General features: G+C 64.8%; 15 protein-coding genes. 12 read left to right on the top strand and 3 right to left on the bottom strand.

The annotated features are described in order from the left end of the window. Positions 1-2 precede the first annotated feature (2 nt). A complete protein-coding gene (bioB, locus tag ACNFG0_RS03530; RefSeq protein WP_196143992.1) occupies positions 3-1,061 on the bottom strand; it encodes a biotin synthase BioB in 1,059 nt (352 codons plus the stop codon). 89 nt (positions 1,062-1,150) lie between these two features. Between bioB and ACNFG0_RS03535 the strand changes: the two genes are divergently transcribed. The 4 genes from ACNFG0_RS03535 (at position 1,151) to rarD (ending at position 4,891) form a co-directional block, all read left to right on the top strand. Beyond that, entirely contained in the window at positions 1,151-1,888 is a 738-nt protein-coding gene (locus ACNFG0_RS03535; protein ID WP_416764023.1) for a ComF family protein, read from the top strand. Between the two features lie 192 nt (positions 1,889-2,080). Continuing rightward, positions 2,081-2,845, top strand: coding sequence for a TOBE domain-containing protein (locus ACNFG0_RS03540; RefSeq protein WP_196143990.1), 765 nt, complete (start codon positions 2,081-2,083; stop codon positions 2,843-2,845). Positions 2,846-2,965: 120 nt separating this feature from the next. Further along, entirely contained in the window at positions 2,966-3,940 is a 975-nt protein-coding gene (locus ACNFG0_RS03545) for a serine/threonine protein kinase (RefSeq protein ID WP_196143989.1), read from the top strand. Between the two features lie 63 nt (positions 3,941-4,003). Continuing rightward, positions 4,004-4,891, top strand: a complete 888-nt coding sequence (rarD, locus tag ACNFG0_RS03550) for an EamA family transporter RarD (RefSeq protein WP_196143988.1) — start codon at positions 4,004-4,006, stop codon at positions 4,889-4,891. A gap of 427 nt (positions 4,892-5,318) precedes the next feature. Here the strand turns inward: rarD and ACNFG0_RS03555 are convergent, their stop codons facing one another. Continuing rightward, positions 5,319-5,837: a glycine cleavage system protein R gene (locus ACNFG0_RS03555; protein WP_196143987.1), complete on the bottom strand. Its 519-nt coding sequence runs from the start codon at positions 5,835-5,837 to the stop codon at positions 5,319-5,321. A 462-nt stretch (positions 5,838-6,299) separates the two neighbouring features. Here ACNFG0_RS03555 and ACNFG0_RS03560 point away from each other — a divergent pair, with 462 nt between their 5' ends. After that, positions 6,300-8,477 carry a malate synthase G gene (locus ACNFG0_RS03560; RefSeq protein ID WP_196154448.1) on the top strand — a complete coding sequence of 726 codons (2,178 nt, stop codon included), beginning with the start codon at positions 6,300-6,302 and terminating at the stop codon, positions 8,475-8,477. A gap of 86 nt (positions 8,478-8,563) precedes the next feature. Here ACNFG0_RS03560 and ACNFG0_RS03565 read toward each other — a convergent pair whose 3' ends face one another. Beyond that, a complete protein-coding gene (locus ACNFG0_RS03565; protein ID WP_196154449.1) occupies positions 8,564-9,007 on the bottom strand; it encodes a response regulator in 444 nt (147 codons plus the stop codon). A 214-nt stretch (positions 9,008-9,221) separates the two neighbouring features. Between ACNFG0_RS03565 and ACNFG0_RS03570 the strand changes: the two genes are divergently transcribed. From ACNFG0_RS03570 to ACNFG0_RS03600, 7 genes are all read left to right on the top strand, one after another. Next, the gene (locus ACNFG0_RS03570; protein ID WP_416764024.1) at positions 9,222-11,159 is read left to right on the top strand and encodes a DUF294 nucleotidyltransferase-like domain-containing protein; all 1,938 of its coding nucleotides are present in this window, start codon (positions 9,222-9,224) and stop codon (positions 11,157-11,159) included. Further along, positions 11,156-11,866: a PolC-type DNA polymerase III gene (locus tag ACNFG0_RS03575; protein ID WP_416764025.1), complete on the top strand. Its 711-nt coding sequence runs from the start codon at positions 11,156-11,158 to the stop codon at positions 11,864-11,866. The genes ACNFG0_RS03570 and ACNFG0_RS03575 overlap by 4 nt, the downstream gene beginning before the upstream one ends. A gap of 285 nt (positions 11,867-12,151) precedes the next feature. After that, a complete protein-coding gene (locus ACNFG0_RS03580; protein ID WP_196143982.1) occupies positions 12,152-12,670 on the top strand; it encodes an RNA polymerase sigma factor in 519 nt (172 codons plus the stop codon). Beyond that, the gene (locus ACNFG0_RS03585; protein WP_416764026.1) at positions 12,667-13,623 is read left to right on the top strand and encodes a FecR domain-containing protein; all 957 of its coding nucleotides are present in this window, start codon (positions 12,667-12,669) and stop codon (positions 13,621-13,623) included. Before ACNFG0_RS03580 ends, ACNFG0_RS03585 begins: the two co-directional genes overlap by 4 nt. 242 nt (positions 13,624-13,865) lie before the next feature. After that, complete coding sequence (locus ACNFG0_RS03590; protein ID WP_416764027.1) at positions 13,866-16,298, top strand: TonB-dependent siderophore receptor; 2,433 nt, start codon at positions 13,866-13,868, stop codon at positions 16,296-16,298. Positions 16,299-16,422: 124 nt separating this feature from the next. Further along, positions 16,423-17,535 carry a PepSY-associated TM helix domain-containing protein gene (locus ACNFG0_RS03595; protein ID WP_196165796.1) on the top strand — a complete coding sequence of 371 codons (1,113 nt, stop codon included), beginning with the start codon at positions 16,423-16,425 and terminating at the stop codon, positions 17,533-17,535. Beyond that, entirely contained in the window at positions 17,532-17,708 is a 177-nt protein-coding gene (locus tag ACNFG0_RS03600; RefSeq protein WP_196143978.1) for a hypothetical protein, read from the top strand. Before ACNFG0_RS03595 ends, ACNFG0_RS03600 begins: the two co-directional genes overlap by 4 nt. The last annotated feature ends 81 nt before the right edge of the window (positions 17,709-17,789 follow it).

A 17,789-nucleotide genomic window follows, 5' to 3' on the forward strand; every position in this document is an offset into this window, starting at 1 on the left:
GCTCAGGCCGAGGCAGCATCGTAGAACAGCTCGCTGCTGCGTTGCTCGACCAGCGCCTGCTCGATGGCCGCCTGGTGCACTTCGTCAGCGTGCTCTTCACGGGCCTCCGGCTGGATGCCAAGGCGGGCGAACAGCTGCATGTCCTTGTCAGCCTGGGGGTTGGCCGTGGTCAGCAGTTTCTCGCCGTAGAAGATCGAGTTGGCACCAGCCATGAAGGCCAGGGCCTGCATCTGTTCGTTCATCTGCTCGCGGCCGGCGGAGAGGCGCACGTGGGATTTGGGCATCAGGATACGTGCCACCGCCAGCATGCGGATGAAGTCGAACGGGTCGACATCTTCCTCGTCGGCCAACGGCGTGCCGGCGACCTTGACCAACATGTTGATCGGTACCGACTCTGGGTGCTCCGGCAGGTTGGCCAACTGGATCAACAGGCCTGCACGGTCATCGAGCGACTCGCCCATGCCGAGGATACCGCCGGAGCAGATCTTCATCCCGGCGTCGCGCACGTAGGCCAGGGTCTGCAGGCGCTCGCTATAGGTGCGGGTGGTGATGATGCTGCCGTAGAACTCCGGCGAGGTGTCGAGGTTGTGGTTGTAGTAGTCCAACCCGGCCTCTGCCAGGGCCTTGGTCTGCTCTTGGTCCAGCTTGCCGAGGGTCATGCAGGTTTCCAGGCCCATGGCCTTGACCCCTTTGACCATCTCCAGCACGTAGGGCATGTCCTTGGCCGACGGGTGTTTCCAGGCAGCGCCCATGCAGAAGCGAGTGGAACCGATGGCCTTGGCGCGGGCGGCTTCTTCCAGGACCTTCTGTACTTCCATCAGCTTCTGCTTTTCCAGCCCGGTGTTGTAGTGGCCGGACTGCGGACAATATTTGCAATCTTCCGGGCAGGCGCCGGTCTTGATCGACAGCAAGGTGGAAACCTGCACGCGGTTGGGGTCGAAATGCGCGCGATGCACCGTCTGCGCCTGGAACAGCAGGTCGTTGAAGGGCTGCTGGAACAGGGCCTTGACCTCGGCGAGGGTCCAGTCGTGACGTGTTGTTGCAGTTGTGCTGGCGCTCATCGGCGTTTCCTTGTTTAGGCTTTGACTGGCGCCGGGACAGGAAAGCCCGCTAGCGCATCACGGATACGCCGCATACTCAGGGAAGGGCCATGGACTGTCAACCACCCATAAAACATCTGGTTTACAAGTGTACGAATATTGACCAGCTCTGTCTGCTCTGCGATGAAACCAGCGCACAGCCCTACCCGTTGTGCATGCACTGCGAACAGGCCCTGCCCTGGCTGGACGAGCATTGCACCCGCTGCGCCCTGCCCCTGCCGATGAGCGGCTTGACCTGCGCCCAATGCAGCCGCGTATCGCCGGCCTTCGAGCAGGTCGTGGCGCCGTGGCACTTCGGCTTTCCGGTCGATGCTTTGGTCAGCCGGTTCAAGCATCGCAGCCAGTGGCCGCTGGGCCGGCTGATGGCCTTGCTGCTGGGGCAGGCCCTGCTGCATCGCTATGGGGAGGGCATGGCAAAACCTGACCAGTTGTTGCCCGTGCCCCTGACAGGGCGTCGACTGCGCCAGCGGGGCTTCAACCAGGCGCAGATGCTTGCCCGGTGGCTGTCCAAGCAGCTGACGATCCCGTGCAATGAAACGGTGCTGCAACGCACTCGCGATACACCGGCCCAGCAAACCCTCGGTGCCCGAGCGCGAAAGCGTAACTTGCGAATGGCCTTTGGCCTGGCGCCCGGGGCGCGGCTCGATGGGCTTCACCTGGCGATTGTCGATGACGTGCTGACCACCGGTGCAACCGCCCAGGCCATCGCGATATTGCTGCGCAAGGCCGGGGCACGGCGGGTCGATGTGTATTGCCTGGCGCGAACGCCCAAGCCGGGGCAGGTTTGAGTGTCGCCAACCGCAACTGCATGGCAAGGGCTTCGCCCTTGATCGCGGGACAAGCCCGCTCGTACAGGGGGCAGCACTGCCCAAAGGCCGGGGATCCCCACTGGAGACCTACCATGCTTGGTTGCGTAACCTTGACTTGCCCGCAAGCGAGCGGCACCGTCACTGCCTCTACACCACGACCGACACACCACCATGTCCCTACCCGCCCTGCTCACCCAGCACATCGCCCGTCGCCCGCAGCGCATCGCTTTGCTGCAGCACGTTGCCGAACAGGGCTCGATCACACGCGCCGCGAAGGCTGCCGGCATCAGCTATAAAGCTGCCTGGGATGCCATCGATGAGCTCAACAACCTGGCCAGCCGACCTCTGGTGGAGCGCAGCACCGGGGGGCGGGGTGGCGGTGGGGCGCGGTTGTCCGCGGAGGGCGAACGGGTATTGCGCCTGTACCAACGGTTGCAGGCCTTGCAAGCGCAGGTCTTCGAGGCGGCGGAAGAAAGCAGCGATCTCGACCTGCTCGGCCGCCTGATGCTGCGTACCAGCGCACGCAACCAACTGCATGGCCAGGTCAACGGGCTGCGCCGTGAAGGGCGGCATGATCGGGTCAGCCTCGACCTGGGCGGCGCCCTGGAAATCGAAGCGCTGATCACCCGCGACAGCACCGAGCGGCTGGAGCTGGCGCTGGGTACGCCTGTAGTGGCCTTGCTCAAGGCCGGCTGGGTGCAGGTGCTCGGTGAGACCGACCCGGCCACCGAGGGCAGCAACTGCCTACAGGCCACGGTCGAGGACGTGCTGGCCGACGACAACGGGCCCAGCGAGGTGCGGTTGGTGCTGGGCAATGGGCAGACGCTCTGCGCGTTCGCCGAGGTAGGTTGGCTGGAACAGGCCAAGGTAACCCCAGGCAGCCGGGTGCGGGCGCAGTTCCATCCTTCCTATGTATTGCTAGGAGTGCCGGTGTGATCCGAGCGGCTCGCCAACGGCGATCCCTGGAGCGGGCTCATCCGCAAAGATGCCTACGCCCAGCCCGTTCCAAACCTGCGTTACCATGGCACCCATCGCACCCTCGTGCCTGGAGCCTCCATGTCCCATCCCTTCGATACTCTCACTCCTGACCTGGTCCTGGACGCTGTGGAAAGCCTGGGCTTTCTCAGCGACGCCCGGGTGCTGGCGCTCAACAGCTACGAGAACCGCGTCTACCAGGTGGGCATCGAAGGATCGCAACCGCTGATCGCCAAGTTCTACCGCCCCGGCCGCTGGAGCGACGACGCCATCCTCGAGGAACACCGCTTCAGCGCCGAACTTGCTGAGTGCGAGGTCCCGGTCGTCGCCCCGCTGCAGCACGACGGCCGCAGCCTGTTCGAACACCAAGGCTTTCGTTTCACCCTGTTCCCACGGCGGGGCGGCCATGCGCCGGAACCCGGCAACCTCGACCAACTCTACCGCCTCGGCCAACTGCTCGGCCGCCTGCATGCGGTAGGCGCGGCGCGGCCATTCGAACACCGCGAGGCACTGGCGGTGGATAACTTCGGCCACGCCTCGCTGGAAACCCTGCTTAGCGGCAATTTCGTCCCCCGCGAGTTGCTGCCGGCCTTCGAATCCGTCGCCCGCGACATGCTCCAGCGGGTCGAAGCCCTCTATGCACGCACCCCGCACCAGGTGATCCGCCTACACGGCGATTGTCACCCCGGCAACCTGATGTACCGCGACGAGACGTTCCATGTCGTCGACCTGGACGACTGCCGCATGGGCCCGGCGGTGCAGGACCTATGGATGATGCTTGCCGGCAGCCGCGAAGAACGCATGGGCCAATTGGCCGAGTTGATCGACGGCTACAACGAATTCCATGACTTCGACCCGCGCGAGCTGGCACTGATCGAGCCCCTGCGCGCGCTGCGCCAGCTGCATTACAGCGCGTGGCTGGCCCGGCGCTGGGACGACCCGGCCTTCCCGCCGAGCTTCCCGTGGTTCGGCCAGCCACGTTATTGGGGCGACCAGATCCTCGCATTGCGCGAGCAGATCGCCGCATTGGATGAAGAACCGCTGAAATTGTTTTAGATGGGCCTGGCGCTCTGTCTACAATAGGCGTGCTGTATTTAGTTACCTAAGCAAGGAATTTGCATGCACGCCGCAAACCCGCGTCGCGGGTACATCCTGGGCCTGAGCGCCTACGTCATCTGGGGTTTGTTCCCCTTGTACTTCAAGGCCATCCAGAGCGTTCCGGCGGTGGAGATCATCGTCCACCGCGTGCTCTGGTCGGCGCTGTTCGGCTCACTCCTGCTGCTGGTCTGGAAGCACCCGGGCTGGTGGCGCGAACTGCGCGACAACCCGCGCCGCCTGGCTATCCTGGCCCTGAGCGGCGCGTTGATCGCCGGCAACTGGCTGACCTACGTGTGGTCGGTGAACAACGGACGCATGCTCGAGGCGAGCCTGGGCTACTACATCAACCCACTGGTCAACGTGCTGCTGGGCATGCTGCTGCTCGGCGAGCGCCTGCGCCGCCTGCAGTGGCTGGCAGTGGGGCTGGCGACCGTGGGCGTGGCCCAGCAGGTATGGCAGGTCGGCAGCCTGCCGTGGGTCTCGCTGGTACTGGCGCTGTCGTTCGGCTTCTATGGCCTGATTCGCAAGCAGGCGCCGGTGGCTGCGCTGCCAGGGCTGGTGGTGGAAACCTGGATGCTGGTGCCCCTGGCCCTCGGTTGGCTGTTGCTGAACCCTATGGCGACCAGCGCCCAGGCCGACTTCTACACCACCAGCGAAGCACTCTGGCTGATGGCCGCAGGGCCGGTCACCCTGGTGCCGTTGGTGTGCTTCAACGCTGCCGCCCGCCATCTGCCCTACACCACACTGGGCTTCCTGCAATACCTGGCGCCCACCCTGGTGTTGCTGCAGGCGGTGTTGCTGTTCGGTGAGCAGCTGTCGTCCAGCACCTTGCTGGCGTTCATGTTCATCTGGGCGGGGCTGGCCATCTACAGCGTCGATGCCTGGTTGAGCTTGCGCAAGCGAAGCTGATCAAAAAACGATCAAATCTCTGCAGGCTTTGTATCACGGGGCCTGCAGAGACATCTCCAAAGGTTATCCACACCCTCGTCCCCGTGCTTTGTGCACAAGCCCCTGATATCTGGACATTTTTTGCTCAAAGCTTCGGAGCCTGCGAACTGCCTGGGCTGGAGAGGAGCGCCCCCAGGTTATCCACAGCGCCGTCCCCGAGAATTCGGGATAACCGGAAAGCCTTGGGGCGCTTTGCCTAATGCCGGTCAGTCAAGCCTTATCGGCTGCACTTAGGGCTGCTACACAGCCCATCGCCGGCAAGCCGGCTCCCACTGGGACAATGCCCTCAAGGCTGACGCGTTACTTGTGGGAGCCGGCTTGCCGGCGATGGGCGTGCAGCGCCCCGCTTTCGCGGCACAAGGCCGCTCCTACAGGTACCGTGCAGGCTTCAATCCTCCGGGCGCAGCTTGAGCTCTACCATCAGGTCATCGGCCAGGCTCTCCAACCGCTGCTGCAGGTCATCCAGCGACAAGGTCAGGGGCAGCGCCAGCAACGCATCGGCGTGGAACAGCGGCTCACTGCTCATGGGCGCCGGCCTTACCTCGGTGGTGAAGCGCTCGAGGTTCACGCCTTGCTCGGCCAGCAAGCGGGTGATGTCCCGCACGATACCCGGTCGGTCATTGCCCACCAGCTCCATGGCAATCGGCTTCCAGGTGCAGGACGGCTCGATGCCGCTCTCGGCGATCAATACGCGAATGTCGTGGCTGGACAGCTTGTGCAGGGCCTCGACCAGGTCATCGTAGGATTCCGCCGGCACCGCGACCCGCAGGATACCGGCGAATTGCCCGGCCATCCGCGACATGCGACTCTCCAGCCAGTTACCGTTATGCTCGGCAATGCATTGGGCGATGCGTTCAACCTGCCCGGCCTTGTCGGGGGCGATCACTGTCAGTACGAGATGGTCCACGGGCCGCTCCTCAGCTCTGCTAGTCAGGTGGCCGGCGCCGCTGCGCACGGCGAAATACGGGGGCATCGCAACAGTATAGGCAAGGCGCGGCAACCTGCCGCAGGGCGGTCCGCACAACGAATCGTGTACTGTTTCAAGATTTATCTGGAACAATCCACCTGTTTTTTGCGAACATAACGTCTCCCAGCGTGACCCTATGCGATCTGTTGGTCGCACAACGACGCTTTTAGTCTGATTTCACCCCGCCTACTGCTTCATGTAGTATGCCGCGGCGCGGACTACAAAACGTCGTTTGGATGTCTGCCAAGGCGCCTGTGAAAATACGCAACCCGCCCGCCGGCCCGTCTGGCGAGCCGCACCCAGCCGCGCTCGTACACGAGGGCAAGTACTGGTGCCGTGTTTAGAGAAGCGCTACAGGCTTAATACAGAAGAGCGAAATAGCTGAGCAGAGTGAGGCAAGCAATGACTGGATACGTTCAAGTCGGTGGCCTTCAGGTCGCCAAGGTCCTGTACGACTTCGTCAACGACGAAGCCATTCCAGGGACCGGCATCGTCGCCGAGCAGTTCTGGGCGGGTGCGGAAAAGATCATCAACGACCTCGCTCCAAAGAACAAAGCCCTGCTCGCCAAGCGCGACGAACTGCAAGCCAAGATCGACGCCTGGCACCAGGCGCGCAAAGGCCAGGCCCATGACGCCGTAGCCTACAAGCGCTTCCTCCAGGAAATCGGCTACCTGCTGCCACAAGCCGACGATTTCCAGGCCACCACCCAGAACGTGGACGAAGAGATCGCCCACATGGCCGGCCCGCAGCTGGTGGTGCCGGTGATGAACGCCCGCTTCGCCCTGAACGCCGCCAACGCCCGCTGGGGCTCGCTGTATGACGCGCTGTACGGCACCGATGCCATCAGCGACGAAGGCGGCGCCGAGAAAGGCCAGGGCTTCAACAAGGTCCGTGGCGACAAGGTCATCGCCTTCGGCCGCGCCTTCCTCGACGAAGCCGCGCCGCTGGCGGCCGGCTCCCATGTCGACTCCACCGGCTACCGCATCGAAGGCGGCAAGCTGGTCGTCGCCCTCAAGGGTGGCAGCAACAGCGGCCTGCGCGACGATGCCCAGCTGATCGGCTACCGTGGTGACGCCGCCGCGCCAACCTCGGTCCTGCTCAAGCACAACGGCCTGCACTTCGAGATCCAGGTCGATGCCAGCACCCCGGTCGGCAGCACCGACGCCGCCGGCGTGAAGGACATCCTGATGGAATCGGCGCTGACCACCATCATGGACTGCGAAGATTCCGTCGCCGCCGTCGATGCCGACGACAAGGTCGTGGTCTACCGCAACTGGCTGGGCCTGATGAAAGGCGACCTGTCCGAGAGCGTGACCAAGGGCGGCAAGACCTTCACCCGCACCATGAACCCTGACCGCGAGTACACCGCGGCCGCTGGCGGCACCGTCACCCTGCACGGTCGTTCGCTGCTGTTCGTGCGCAACGTTGGTCACCTGATGACCAACCCGGCGATCCTCGATGCACAAGGCAATGAAATCCCCGAAGGTATCCAGGACGGCCTGTTCACCAACCTGATCGCCCTGCACAACCTCAAGGGCAACACCACCCGCAAGAACACCCGCACCGGCAGCGTCTACATCGTCAAGCCGAAGATGCATGGCCCTGAGGAAGTGGCGTTCGCCGCCGAGATCTTCAGCCGCGTCGAAGACCTGCTGGGCATGGCACGCAACACCGTGAAGGTCGGCATCATGGACGAGGAGCGCCGCACCACGGTCAACCTCAAGTCCTGCATCAAGGCAGCCGCCGAGCGCGTGGTGTTCATCAACACCGGCTTCCTCGACCGTACCGGTGACGAAATCCACACCTCCATGGAAGCCGGCGCCGTGGTGCGCAAGGGCGCCATGAAGAACGAGAAGTGGATCGGCGCCTACGAGAACAACAACGTCGATATCGGCCTGGCCACCGGCCTGCAAGGCCGCGCCCAGATCGGCAAGGGCATGTGGGCCATGCCTGACCTGATGGCCGCGATGCTCGAGCAGAAGATCGCCCACCCGCTGGCCGGCGCCAACACCGCCTGGGTGCCGTCGCCGACCGCCGCCACCCTGCACGCCCTGCACTACCACAAGGTCGACGTGCAGGCGCGCCAGCGCGAGCTGGCCAAGCGCGCACCGGCCTCGGTGGACGACATCCTGACCATCCCGCTGGCGACCGACACCAACTGGTCGGCCGAAGAGATTCGCAACGAGCTGGACAACAACGCCCAGGGCATCCTCGGCTACGTGGTCCGCTGGATCGACCAGGGCGTAGGTTGCTCCAAAGTGCCGGACATCAATGACGTCGGCCTGATGGAAGACCGTGCCACCCTGCGCATCTCCGCCCAGTTGCTGGCCAACTGGCTGCGCCATGGCATCGTCACCCAGGAGCAGGTGCTCGAAAGCCTCAAGCGCATGGCCGCAGTGGTGGACAAGCAGAACGCCGGCGACGCCCAGTACCGCCCGATGGCCCCGAACTTCGATGACAACATCGCGTTCCAGGCCGCCATCGAGCTGGTGATCGAAGGCGCCAAGCAGCCCAACGGCTACACCGAGCCAGTGCTGCACCGCCGTCGTCGCGAGTTCAAGGCGCGTAACGGGCTGTAATCGGCAACGGGCCGCTCCCACAGGGGTCACTCAACCTCTGTAGGAGCGGCCTCGTGCCGCGAAAGGGCTGCACAGCAGCCCCACTCTCACTGGCCTCCCAACTCCTTCCTCACCAGCGCCACCAGCTTCCCCAGGTCCACCGGCTTGAGCAGGAAGTCCACCACGCCCAGGTGCATCACATCCACGGCCTCCTTCACATCCGTGTCGCCCGACACCACGATGATCGACAGAGCCGCCCGCTCCGACTCACGCACCTGCCGAATCAGCTCAAGGCCATCCTCCGGCCCCATGCGCAAATCGGTGATCATCACACCGATACCCGGATTACGCCCGAGCTGCTCCAACGCCGCCTGCGCGCCATCGGCAGTCAGGCACGCGAAACCCTTGGCCTTCAGATAGAGGCACAGGGCCTCACGGGTCGCGGCATCGTCATCCACCACTAACACCACCTGCGCCGGAGCAGGGGGCGCGCTCACCCTGGCCAAGGCCTCGCGCTCGGCGTCACTGAGGATCTCGTCATGCTCGGCCATGGTCTTCTCGTCAAAAAAATCCCGTTACTAAAGTTGAGACCGCAAAACAGCGCTATGCAAACTGCCTTTCGTCGTCTATTTGACACCCAAGCGCCTCCGGGCAGCGCGCAGCGTAGCTTATAGACTTACGTCCAATGGGCACCGCAAGGCCGCCAGCCGACCATGGAGCCTTAGAACAACAGGGTCTGCAACGGCCCCCCAAGCGGTCAGTTCCATGAGCAAGAAGGACGCCTACAGCCAGGCCGGCAGAACGGCGGTTCTGCAGAACATCCAAGGCACCCTGCAGTTCCTGCAGCGCTTTCCGCCGTTCAACCAGATGGAGCACAGCCACCTGGCCTACCTGGTGGAGCAGTGCCAGCTGCGGTTCTTTGCCAGCGGCGAAAGCATCATCAAACCGGCCGACGGCCCGGTGGAGCATTTCTACATCGTCAAGCAGGGCCGGGTGGTCGGCGAGCGCCAGCACGTGACCAAGCCGGGCGTGGAGACCACGTTCGAGATCGCCAGCGGCGAATGCTTCCCGCTCGCCGCACTGCTCGGAGAACGGGCCACCCGCACCGAGCACCTGGCAGGCGAAGACACGTTCTGCCTGCAACTGAACAAGGGCGCGTTCATCCGCGTGTTCTCCCTCTCGGAGCCCTTCCGCGACTTCGCTCTGCGTGGCGTCAGCAGCCTGCTCGACCAGGTCAACCAACAGGTGCGCCAGCGTGCGGTGGAAACCCTTGGCACGCAGTATTCGCTAAACACCCCGCTGGGCGAACTGGCCATGCGCCACCCGGTGGTCTGCACGCCGCAAACGCCTTTGCGTGAAGCCGTGGGGCTGATGCATGAACAACAGGTCGGCAGCATCGTGGTCGTCGACCCGCAGCGCTTCCCCATCGGTATCTTCACCCTGCGCGACCTACGCCAGGTGGTAGCCGATGCCAGCGCCGAGCTGACCGCGCCGATCGAGCGCTACATGACGGCGCAGCCGTTCTACCTCAGCCCTCAGGCCAGCGCCTTCGACGCGGCCATGGCCATGACCGAGCGACATATCGCCCATGTCTGCCTGGTGGACAACCAACGCCTGTGCGGCGTGGTCTCTGAACGTGACCTGTTCTCCCTGCAGCGGGTCGACCTGGTGCACCTGGCCCGCACCATCCGCCACGCCCCGCGCCTGGAGAACCTGGTGTCGCTGCGCGGCGAGATCGGCCAGTTGGTCGAGCGCATGCTCGCCCATGGCGCCTCGTCCACCCAGATCACGCAGATCATCACCCTGCTCAACGACCACACCGTGTGCCGGGTGATCGAGCTGGCCCTGGCCGAACGGGGCGACCCAGGCGTGCCGTTCAGCTGGTTGTGCTTCGGCAGCGAAGGCCGGCGCGAGCAGACCCTGCACACCGACCAGGACAACGGAATTCTCTTCGAGGCCGCCGATGGCGCCGAGGCCGAGGCGATTCGCGCCCGCCTGCTGCCACTGGCGCAGTACATCAACCAGTGCCTGGCCCAGTGCGGCTTCACCCTCTGCAAGGGTAACGTGATGGCCGGCAACCCAGAGTTGTGCCTGTCTCGCAGCGAATGGGCGCGACGCTTCAGCGGCTTCATTCGCGAAGCAAGCCCAGAGAACCTGCTCGGCTCGAGCATCTACTTCGACCTGCGCGTGGTCTGGGGCGATGAAAGCGGGTGCGAACAGGTGCGCCGTACCCTGCTCGAACAAGTGGCCGACAACCGCATCTTCCAACGCATGATGGCTGACAACGCCTTGCGCCAGCGCCCGCCGGTAGGCCGCCTGCGCGAGTTCGTGCTGACCCGCCAGGGCAATGACAAGGCCGCCACCCTGGACCTCAAGGTCCAAGGCCTGACACCCTTCGTCGATGGCGCCCGGCTGTTGGCCCTGGCCCATGGCATCAAGGCCTGCAATACCCTCGAGCGCCTGCGCCACCTGGTGGCCCGCGGCATCATCGACCCGCTGGACGGCGCAGCGTACGAAGAGGCCTATCACTTCATCCAGCAGACCCGCATGCAGCAACACCAGCGCCAGAGCCGCGACAACCTGCCCTACTCCAACCGGCTCGACCCGGACAGCCTCAACCACCTGGACCGACGCATCCTGCGCGAGTCCCTGCGCCAGGCCCAGCGCCTGCAAAGCAGCCTGGCCCTGCGGTACCAGCTATGAACCTGCTCGCCTGGCTGCGCCCGGCCCTGCCGGAACTGGACAACCCCCTGCGCCAGCGCCTCGCGCGCCTGCCCAAGGCGCCGACCTTGGGCGTATCGTCTTTGCGCGAGCAACGCTGGGTGGTGCTGGATCTGGAGACCAGCGGCCTGAACGTCAACCGCGACCAGGTATTGTCGATCGGTGCCGTGGCCATCGAGGACGGCGCCATCGACCTGGGCCAGCAATTCGAACGCACCTTGCACCGGCCGGCCCAGAAGACCAACGCCAGCGTACTGATCCACGGCCTGGGCCCGAGCGCCCTGGCCGCCGGCTGCGACCCGGCCCACGCCCTGGTCGATCTGTTGGAGTTCATCGGGGACAGCCCGGTGCTGGCCTTCCACGCGCCTTTCGACCAACGCATGCTGGCCCGGGCGCTCAAGGACAGCCTCGGCTACCGCCTGCAACACCCGTTCTTCGACATGGCCGAGCTGGCCCCCATGCTCAACCCCGACACCGTGCTGCGCGAGGCCAGCCTGGACGACTGGATCGCGCGCTTCGGCCTGCAGGTGGAAGAGCGTCACCATGCCAGTGCCGATGCCCAGGTCACCGCCGAACTGGCCCTGATCCTGTTCAGCCAAGCCCGGCGCCAGCAGCTGGACAGCCCCCTGCAACTGAACCTACGCCTGCAACAATGGCGTCGGCGCAAGGCGCACCAATACGACCTGTAGAACCTACGCCTCCCCTGTAGGAGCGGGCTTGTCCCGCGATTGGGCCGGGCCGGATATCACCGTCGCCTGGCAAGGGCTTCGTCCTTAATCGCGGGACAAGCCCACACAGGGGGCTGCGCTAGCTGCTGGTTCTCTGCGCGACAGCGCAGCCCGAAGGGCTGGGTAATCTCCTACTGGGAGAGCCGCCAAGCTATCCGATAAGCGTCAATTGCACCCCGCGCCCCGGCCCTGTCACAATCGCGAATAATTATCGTTAGTTAACGCATTCATTCCGGGGGACGCTCCTTGTCGTCTGCGCAGAGCCCACATGCCGAGCTGGTCGGTACCCTGTACCGTGACCACCGCGCCTGGCTGCTGGCCTGGCTGCAACGCAGCACGGCCTGCCGCCAACGCGCCGAAGACCTGAGCCAGGACACCTTCGTGCGCCTGCTCGGCCGCGAGCAGCTGGTCACCCCCCGCGAACCCCGCGCGTTTCTCGTCGCCGTGGCCAAGGGCCTGCTGTTCGACCACTTCCGCCGCGCCGCCCTGGAGCAGGCCTACCTGGCAGAGTTGGCACGCCTGCCGGAGGCAGAACACCCCTCCCCTGAGCTGCAGCACCTGGTCCTCGAGGACCTCAAGGCCATCGACCGCCTGCTCGGCAAGCTGTCGAGCAAGGCCCGCGCGGCCTTCCTGCATAACCGCCTGGACGGCATGGGCCATGGCGAGATCGCCGAACGCCTGGGGGTGTCGGTGTCACGCGTGCGCCAGTACATCGCCCAGGGCATGCGCCAGTGCTACGTGGCCCTCTATGGAGCGCCGCTGTGAACAACGCGCCGGTTTCGGCCAAGGTCCTGGATGCGGCCATCGCCTGGAAGTTGAGCCAGGACGAAGGCAGCGCTACGCCGGACGAGCGCAACGAATTCCTGCGCTGGCTTGCCGCCAGCGAGGAACACGCCCGTGCCTGGCGTCAGCTGGGCATGCTCGACCAGCGTGTGAGCGCTGCCGCCGGCCCCGCCCGCCAAGCACTGCTGCAATCGCGGGCAGGCCTGCGCAGGCGCCTGGGCGGGCTCGGCGGCGGCCTGGCCGGGATACTGCTGGTGGGTGCGCTGCTGCTCGGCATCGGCGCGCCATCACTGTCGCCGAGGTACTGGCTGGCCGACCAGCGCACCGGCACCGGCGAACTGCGAACGCTGCGCCTGGAAGACGGCACTCTGCTGAGCCTGAACACCAATACGGCGGTGGACATCGACTATGCAGGCGGGCAACGCCTGATCGTCCTGCACCAGGGCGAAATTTCCGTGCAAACCGGCCATGAAGACACCCGGCCGTTGCTGGTGCGCACCGACGACGGACGCCTACGCCCCTTGGGTACGCGCTTCCTGGTCAAGCGCGAGAGCCAGGGTACGCGCCTTGAAGTGCTGCAGGCGGCGGTGGCCGCCAAGCCGTCCAACAGCGGTGACGAGCAGGTCCTGCGCGAAGGCCAACAAGTGCTGATGACCGCCGACGGCCTCGGCCGGGTCGACCCGGTGGCCATGGGCGCCGATGCCTGGACCCGCGGCATGCTGGTGGTGGACAACGTGCGCCTGGCCGATCTGGTCGCAGCGCTGGGCCGTTACCGCAACGGCCACCTGGGCGTTGCCGACGAAGTGGCCGACCTGCGTGTGACCGGCAGCTTCCCGCTGACCGATACCGATCTGGCCCTGGCATCGCTGATGCCGGTGCTGCCGGTGAAGATCGAGCGGCATACGCCGTGGTGGGTGAGTATCAGCCCCAAGTAACCCGCTCTGCCCATCGCCGGCAAGCCGGCTCCCACAAGTAACGCGTCAGCCTTGCGGGCAGCACTGTCCCCATGGGAGCCGGCTTGCCGGCGATGGGCTGCCTAGCAGCCCCAAGAGCAACCGACAAGGCTTAACTGACTGGCATTACCCCAACCTTCCACATTTTTCGACAGCCCCCTGTCACTTTTCCAATTTCGCTCGGCAAGGAAGCAACTAGCACTTATCCGTCGAGGAGCCGCTGCATGCCCCGTGCCGTTGATTCTTTCCTGCGCCCCAGCCTGATGGCCCTGGCCATCGCCCTGGCTACCCCGCTTGCAAGCCCTGCCCTGCAGGCCGCCGAGCAGTCGGCCCTGCGTGCCTATGACCTGCCCAGCGCCCCGTTGGCCAGTACCTTGAACCAGATCGCCAGCCAAGCCGGCATCGCTCTGGCCCTGGACCCGGCCTTGGTGGGCGGGCGCAGCTCGGCCCCGGTCAGCGGCCAGTACGATGCCCTCGGCGCCTTGCAGGCCGCCCTGCGCGGTACCGGGTTGCAGTTGCAGCAGAGCAGCGTCGGGAGCTACAGCCTGGTGGCCGCACCCGACGGTACCCTGGCGCTGCCGGAGACGGCGATCAATGCCAGCAGCCACTACGAAACGGCGTGGGGCCCGGTGGATGGCTACGTCGCGACGCGCACCGCCTCAGGTACCAAGACCGATACCGCGCTGGTCGAAGTGCCCCGCTCGATTTCCGTCGCCACCCGCCAGCAAATGGACGACCGCGGCGTGAACAGCCTCGATGACGCCGTGCGCTACATGCCCGGGATCGTCTCTGCCAGTTTCGGCAGCGACAAGCGCTATGACTGGATGCGTGTGCGCGGCTTCGAGCCGACCCAGTTCCTTGATGGCCTGCCGCTGCCCCGCGGTGTGTATGCCAACCCCAAGGCCGAAACCTGGAACCTTGACCGCCTCGCCCTGCTGCGCGGCCCGGCATCATCGATCTATGGCCAGACACCCCCGGGTGGCTTGCTGGATATGGTCAGCCGCCGGCCACAGGCCGAAAGCCGCCAGGAAATCCAGCTCCAATACGGCAGCGACAACCACCGCCAGATCAACTTCGCCAGCACCGGCAAGCTCGACGACCAAGGCCAGTTCCTCTATAGCCTCAGTGGCGTGCTTCGCGACGGTGGCACGCAGATCGACCACGTCGACGACAAGCGCTACAACCTCGCGCCCAGCCTGACCTGGAACATCGACGAAGACACCTCCCTGACCTTCCTGACCCAGTTCACCCGCGACGATACCGGGGTCACCAGCCAGTTCCGCCCGATCCAGGGCACCAAGATCGACATGCCGTTCGGCAAGGTCTCCCACCACAAGAACCTGGGCGACCCGAACTACGAGTTCTACGACCGCACCTATTACGCGCTGGGCTACGCTTTCGAACACCGCATCAATGACGTCTGGCAGTTCCGCCAGAACCTGCGCTACACCAAGTCGGACCTGGCGTTCCAGACGATCACGGTCAACGCCTACAACGCATCCAACCCGCCGGTAGACGACCTGGGCAATGTCAAACGCATGTCGACCAATGTCGACGAAGACATCAGCCAGTTCGCCGTGGACAACAACTTCCAGGGCGACTTCAACACCGGCGACATCAGCCACACCCTGCTGATCGGCCTGGACCACCAGCGCACCAATACCAACTACTTGGCGATCTACGGCTTCGACGTCCCGGACAGCAACGTCAACGACCCAGTGTACGGCGCGTCGATCACTCGCCCGCCACGCTCCTCGGCCTTTTACGACTACAACCAGAAGACCCGCCAGACCGGCGTCTACATTCAGGACCAGATGGCCCTCGGCAACTGGCGCCTGACCCTGGGCGGGCGCGAAGACTGGGTGCATACCGGCACCACGTTCTTCAACAAGGGCGATGCCACCAATACCGAGCGCGACAGCAACTTCAGTGGTAACGCAGCTATCAGCTACGTGTTCGATTCGGGCTTCGTGCCCTATTTGTCCTATGCCGAGTCGTTCCAGCCGACCAGCAATGCCTCGGCCGACCCGGTGGAGTCGTTCAAGCCGACCGAAGGCAAGCAATGGGAGCTGGGCATCAAATACCAGCCTCCAGGCTCCAACACCTTGCTGTCTGCAGCCGTCTACGACCTGACACAGAAAAACGTCTCGGTCACCAATAACGTGGGCAGCGTGACCGTTACCAGCCAGACCGGCGAAGTAAAGGTGCGAGGTCTCGAACTCGAAGCCGTCTCCGATGTGACCGAGAACCTGAAGGTGGTCGCCGCCTACACCTTGGCCAAGTCCGAAGTGCAGGATGGCCTGTACAAAGGCAACCGCCTGCAGTTGATGCCCAACCAACAAGCCTCGCTGTGGGCCGACTACACCTGGCACACCGGCGTGCTGGACGGCTTCGGGATCGGTCTCGGCGCGCGCTACACCGGCAATACCTATGGCGATCAAGGCAATACCTGGCTGGGCAAGGCCAATGCGTACACGGTGTTCGATGCGGCCGTGCACTACGACCTCGGGCGCCTGGACAACAGCCTCAAGGGGGCCTCGGTAGCGCTCAATGCCACCAACCTGCTGGACAAGGACTACATCTCCACCTGTGACGCGTATTACTGCTATTACGGGGATCAGCGCAGCGTCGTGGCCAGCGCTACCTACAAGTTCTGAGTAACGGGGGCCGCTGCGCGGCCCTTTCGCGGCGCAAGGCCGCTCCTACAGAAGTGGGGTGTATGCCGTCTGTGGGAGCGGGCTTGTCCCGCGATTGCGTCGCTAGCACCTTTCGGAAACCACGATGAAAAGCCAAACCATCCGCCGCTGGTCGGTGATCCACACCTGGAGCAGCCTGGTCTGTACCTTGTTCCTGCTGTTGCTGGCGCTGACCGGCCTGCCGCTGATCTTCCACCACGAGCTGGAGCACCTGCTGGGCGACGCCCCCGTGCTGCGTGAAATGCCTGCCGATACCCCGCACCTGGACCTGCAGCAGCTGGTGCTCAAGGCCCAGGCGCATCGCCCCGGTGAAGTGGTGCAGTATTTCGGCTACGACGAGGACGATCGCAACGGCGTGATCGCCATCACTGCTGCCACGGCCGGCACCGAGCCGAATTCGTCGCATACCTTCATGCTCGATGCCCGCACCGGCGAGGCCGTTGCCATGCCCGCAGCCAACGGCGGCTTCATGATGACCATGCTGCGCCTGCACGTGGACATGTTCGCCGGCCTGCCGGGCAAGCTGGTGCTGGCGTTCATGGGGGTATTGTTCGTACTGGCGATCATCTCCGGCACCATCCTCTACGCCCCCTTCATGCGCCGCTTGAAGTTCGCGACGGTGCGCAACGATCGCTCGCGCCGGCTGCGCTGGCTCGACCTGCACAACCTGATCGGCGTCGTCACCCTCACCTGGGCATTGGTGGTTGGGGTCACTGGTGTGATCAGTGCCCTCTCCGACCTGGTCATCGCCGCCTGGCGCAACGACAGCCTGGCCGCGATGGTCGCCCCCTATCACGATGCCCCGCCGCTCACCGAGCGCGCGCCGGCCAGCCGTCTGCTGGACATCGCCACCCAGGCCGCGCCTGGCATGCAGCCGGACTTCATCGCCTTCCCAGGCACACGGTTTTCCAGCGAGCACCACTATGCGGTGTTTATGAAAGGCGCCACGCACCTGACGTCGCACTTGCTGACCCCGGTGTTGATCGACGCCCGCACGCTGGCAGTCACGGCCGTCGGTGAAAGGCCCTGGTACATGGACACCATGCTCCTGTCGCAACCGTTGCACTTTGGCGACTATGGCGGACGGCCGATGCAGATTCTCTGGGCGGTGCTCGACGTGCTGACCATCATCGTGCTCGGCAGCGGGGTGTACCTGTGGTGGGGCAAGCAGCGCAAGGCTCGGGAGGTGACGGCATGAGCCACAGGTCGCAACCGACGCGGCGGATCTTTGCCTGGCCTGTAGTGATTGCCGTGCTTGGTGCTGGCGGGCTGTTCGCCGCCTTGCTGGGGGACGGCGGGTGGGATGTGCTGGCGTGGGTAGGGCTGGGGGTACCGGCGGTGCTGGGGCTTCGGGGGCTGTGGTCGAAGTGAGGGGCTAGGGGCCGCTTTGCGGCCCTTTCGCGGCACAAGGCCGCTCCTACACCAACCAGGCGCACCCGGCCTTGCGCCGCG

Source organism: Pseudomonas sp. NY15372, from assembly GCF_048068215.1.
Lineage (GTDB): Bacteria > Pseudomonadota > Gammaproteobacteria > Pseudomonadales > Pseudomonadaceae > Aquipseudomonas > Aquipseudomonas guariconensis_A.

Bases quoted from the DNA above. Each gene is read 5' to 3' on its own strand.
- ACNFG0_RS03565 (WP_196154449.1), bottom strand. From the start codon at position 9,007: ATGGCCGAGCATGACGAGATCCTCAGTGACGCCGAGCGCGAGGCCTTG.
- ACNFG0_RS03545 (WP_196143989.1), top strand. From the start codon at position 2,966: ATGTCCCATCCCTTCGATACTCTCACTCCTGACCTGGTCCTGGACGCT.
- ACNFG0_RS03575 (WP_416764025.1), top strand. From the start codon at position 11,156: ATGAACCTGCTCGCCTGGCTGCGCCCGGCCCTGCCGGAACTGGACAAC.
- rarD (WP_196143988.1), top strand. From the start codon at position 4,004: ATGCACGCCGCAAACCCGCGTCGCGGGTACATCCTGGGCCTGAGCGCC.
- ACNFG0_RS03600 (WP_196143978.1), top strand. From the start codon at position 17,532: ATGAGCCACAGGTCGCAACCGACGCGGCGGATCTTTGCCTGGCCTGTA.
- ACNFG0_RS03560 (WP_196154448.1), top strand. From the start codon at position 6,300: ATGACTGGATACGTTCAAGTCGGTGGCCTTCAGGTCGCCAAGGTCCTG.
- ACNFG0_RS03540 (WP_196143990.1), top strand. From the start codon at position 2,081: ATGTCCCTACCCGCCCTGCTCACCCAGCACATCGCCCGTCGCCCGCAG.
- ACNFG0_RS03535 (WP_416764023.1), top strand. From the start codon at position 1,151: ATGGACTGTCAACCACCCATAAAACATCTGGTTTACAAGTGTACGAAT.
- ACNFG0_RS03590 (WP_416764027.1), top strand. From the start codon at position 13,866: ATGCCCCGTGCCGTTGATTCTTTCCTGCGCCCCAGCCTGATGGCCCTG.
- ACNFG0_RS03570 (WP_416764024.1), top strand. From the start codon at position 9,222: ATGAGCAAGAAGGACGCCTACAGCCAGGCCGGCAGAACGGCGGTTCTG.
- bioB (WP_196143992.1), bottom strand. From the start codon at position 1,061: ATGAGCGCCAGCACAACTGCAACAACACGTCACGACTGGACCCTCGCC.
- ACNFG0_RS03595 (WP_196165796.1), top strand. From the start codon at position 16,423: ATGAAAAGCCAAACCATCCGCCGCTGGTCGGTGATCCACACCTGGAGC.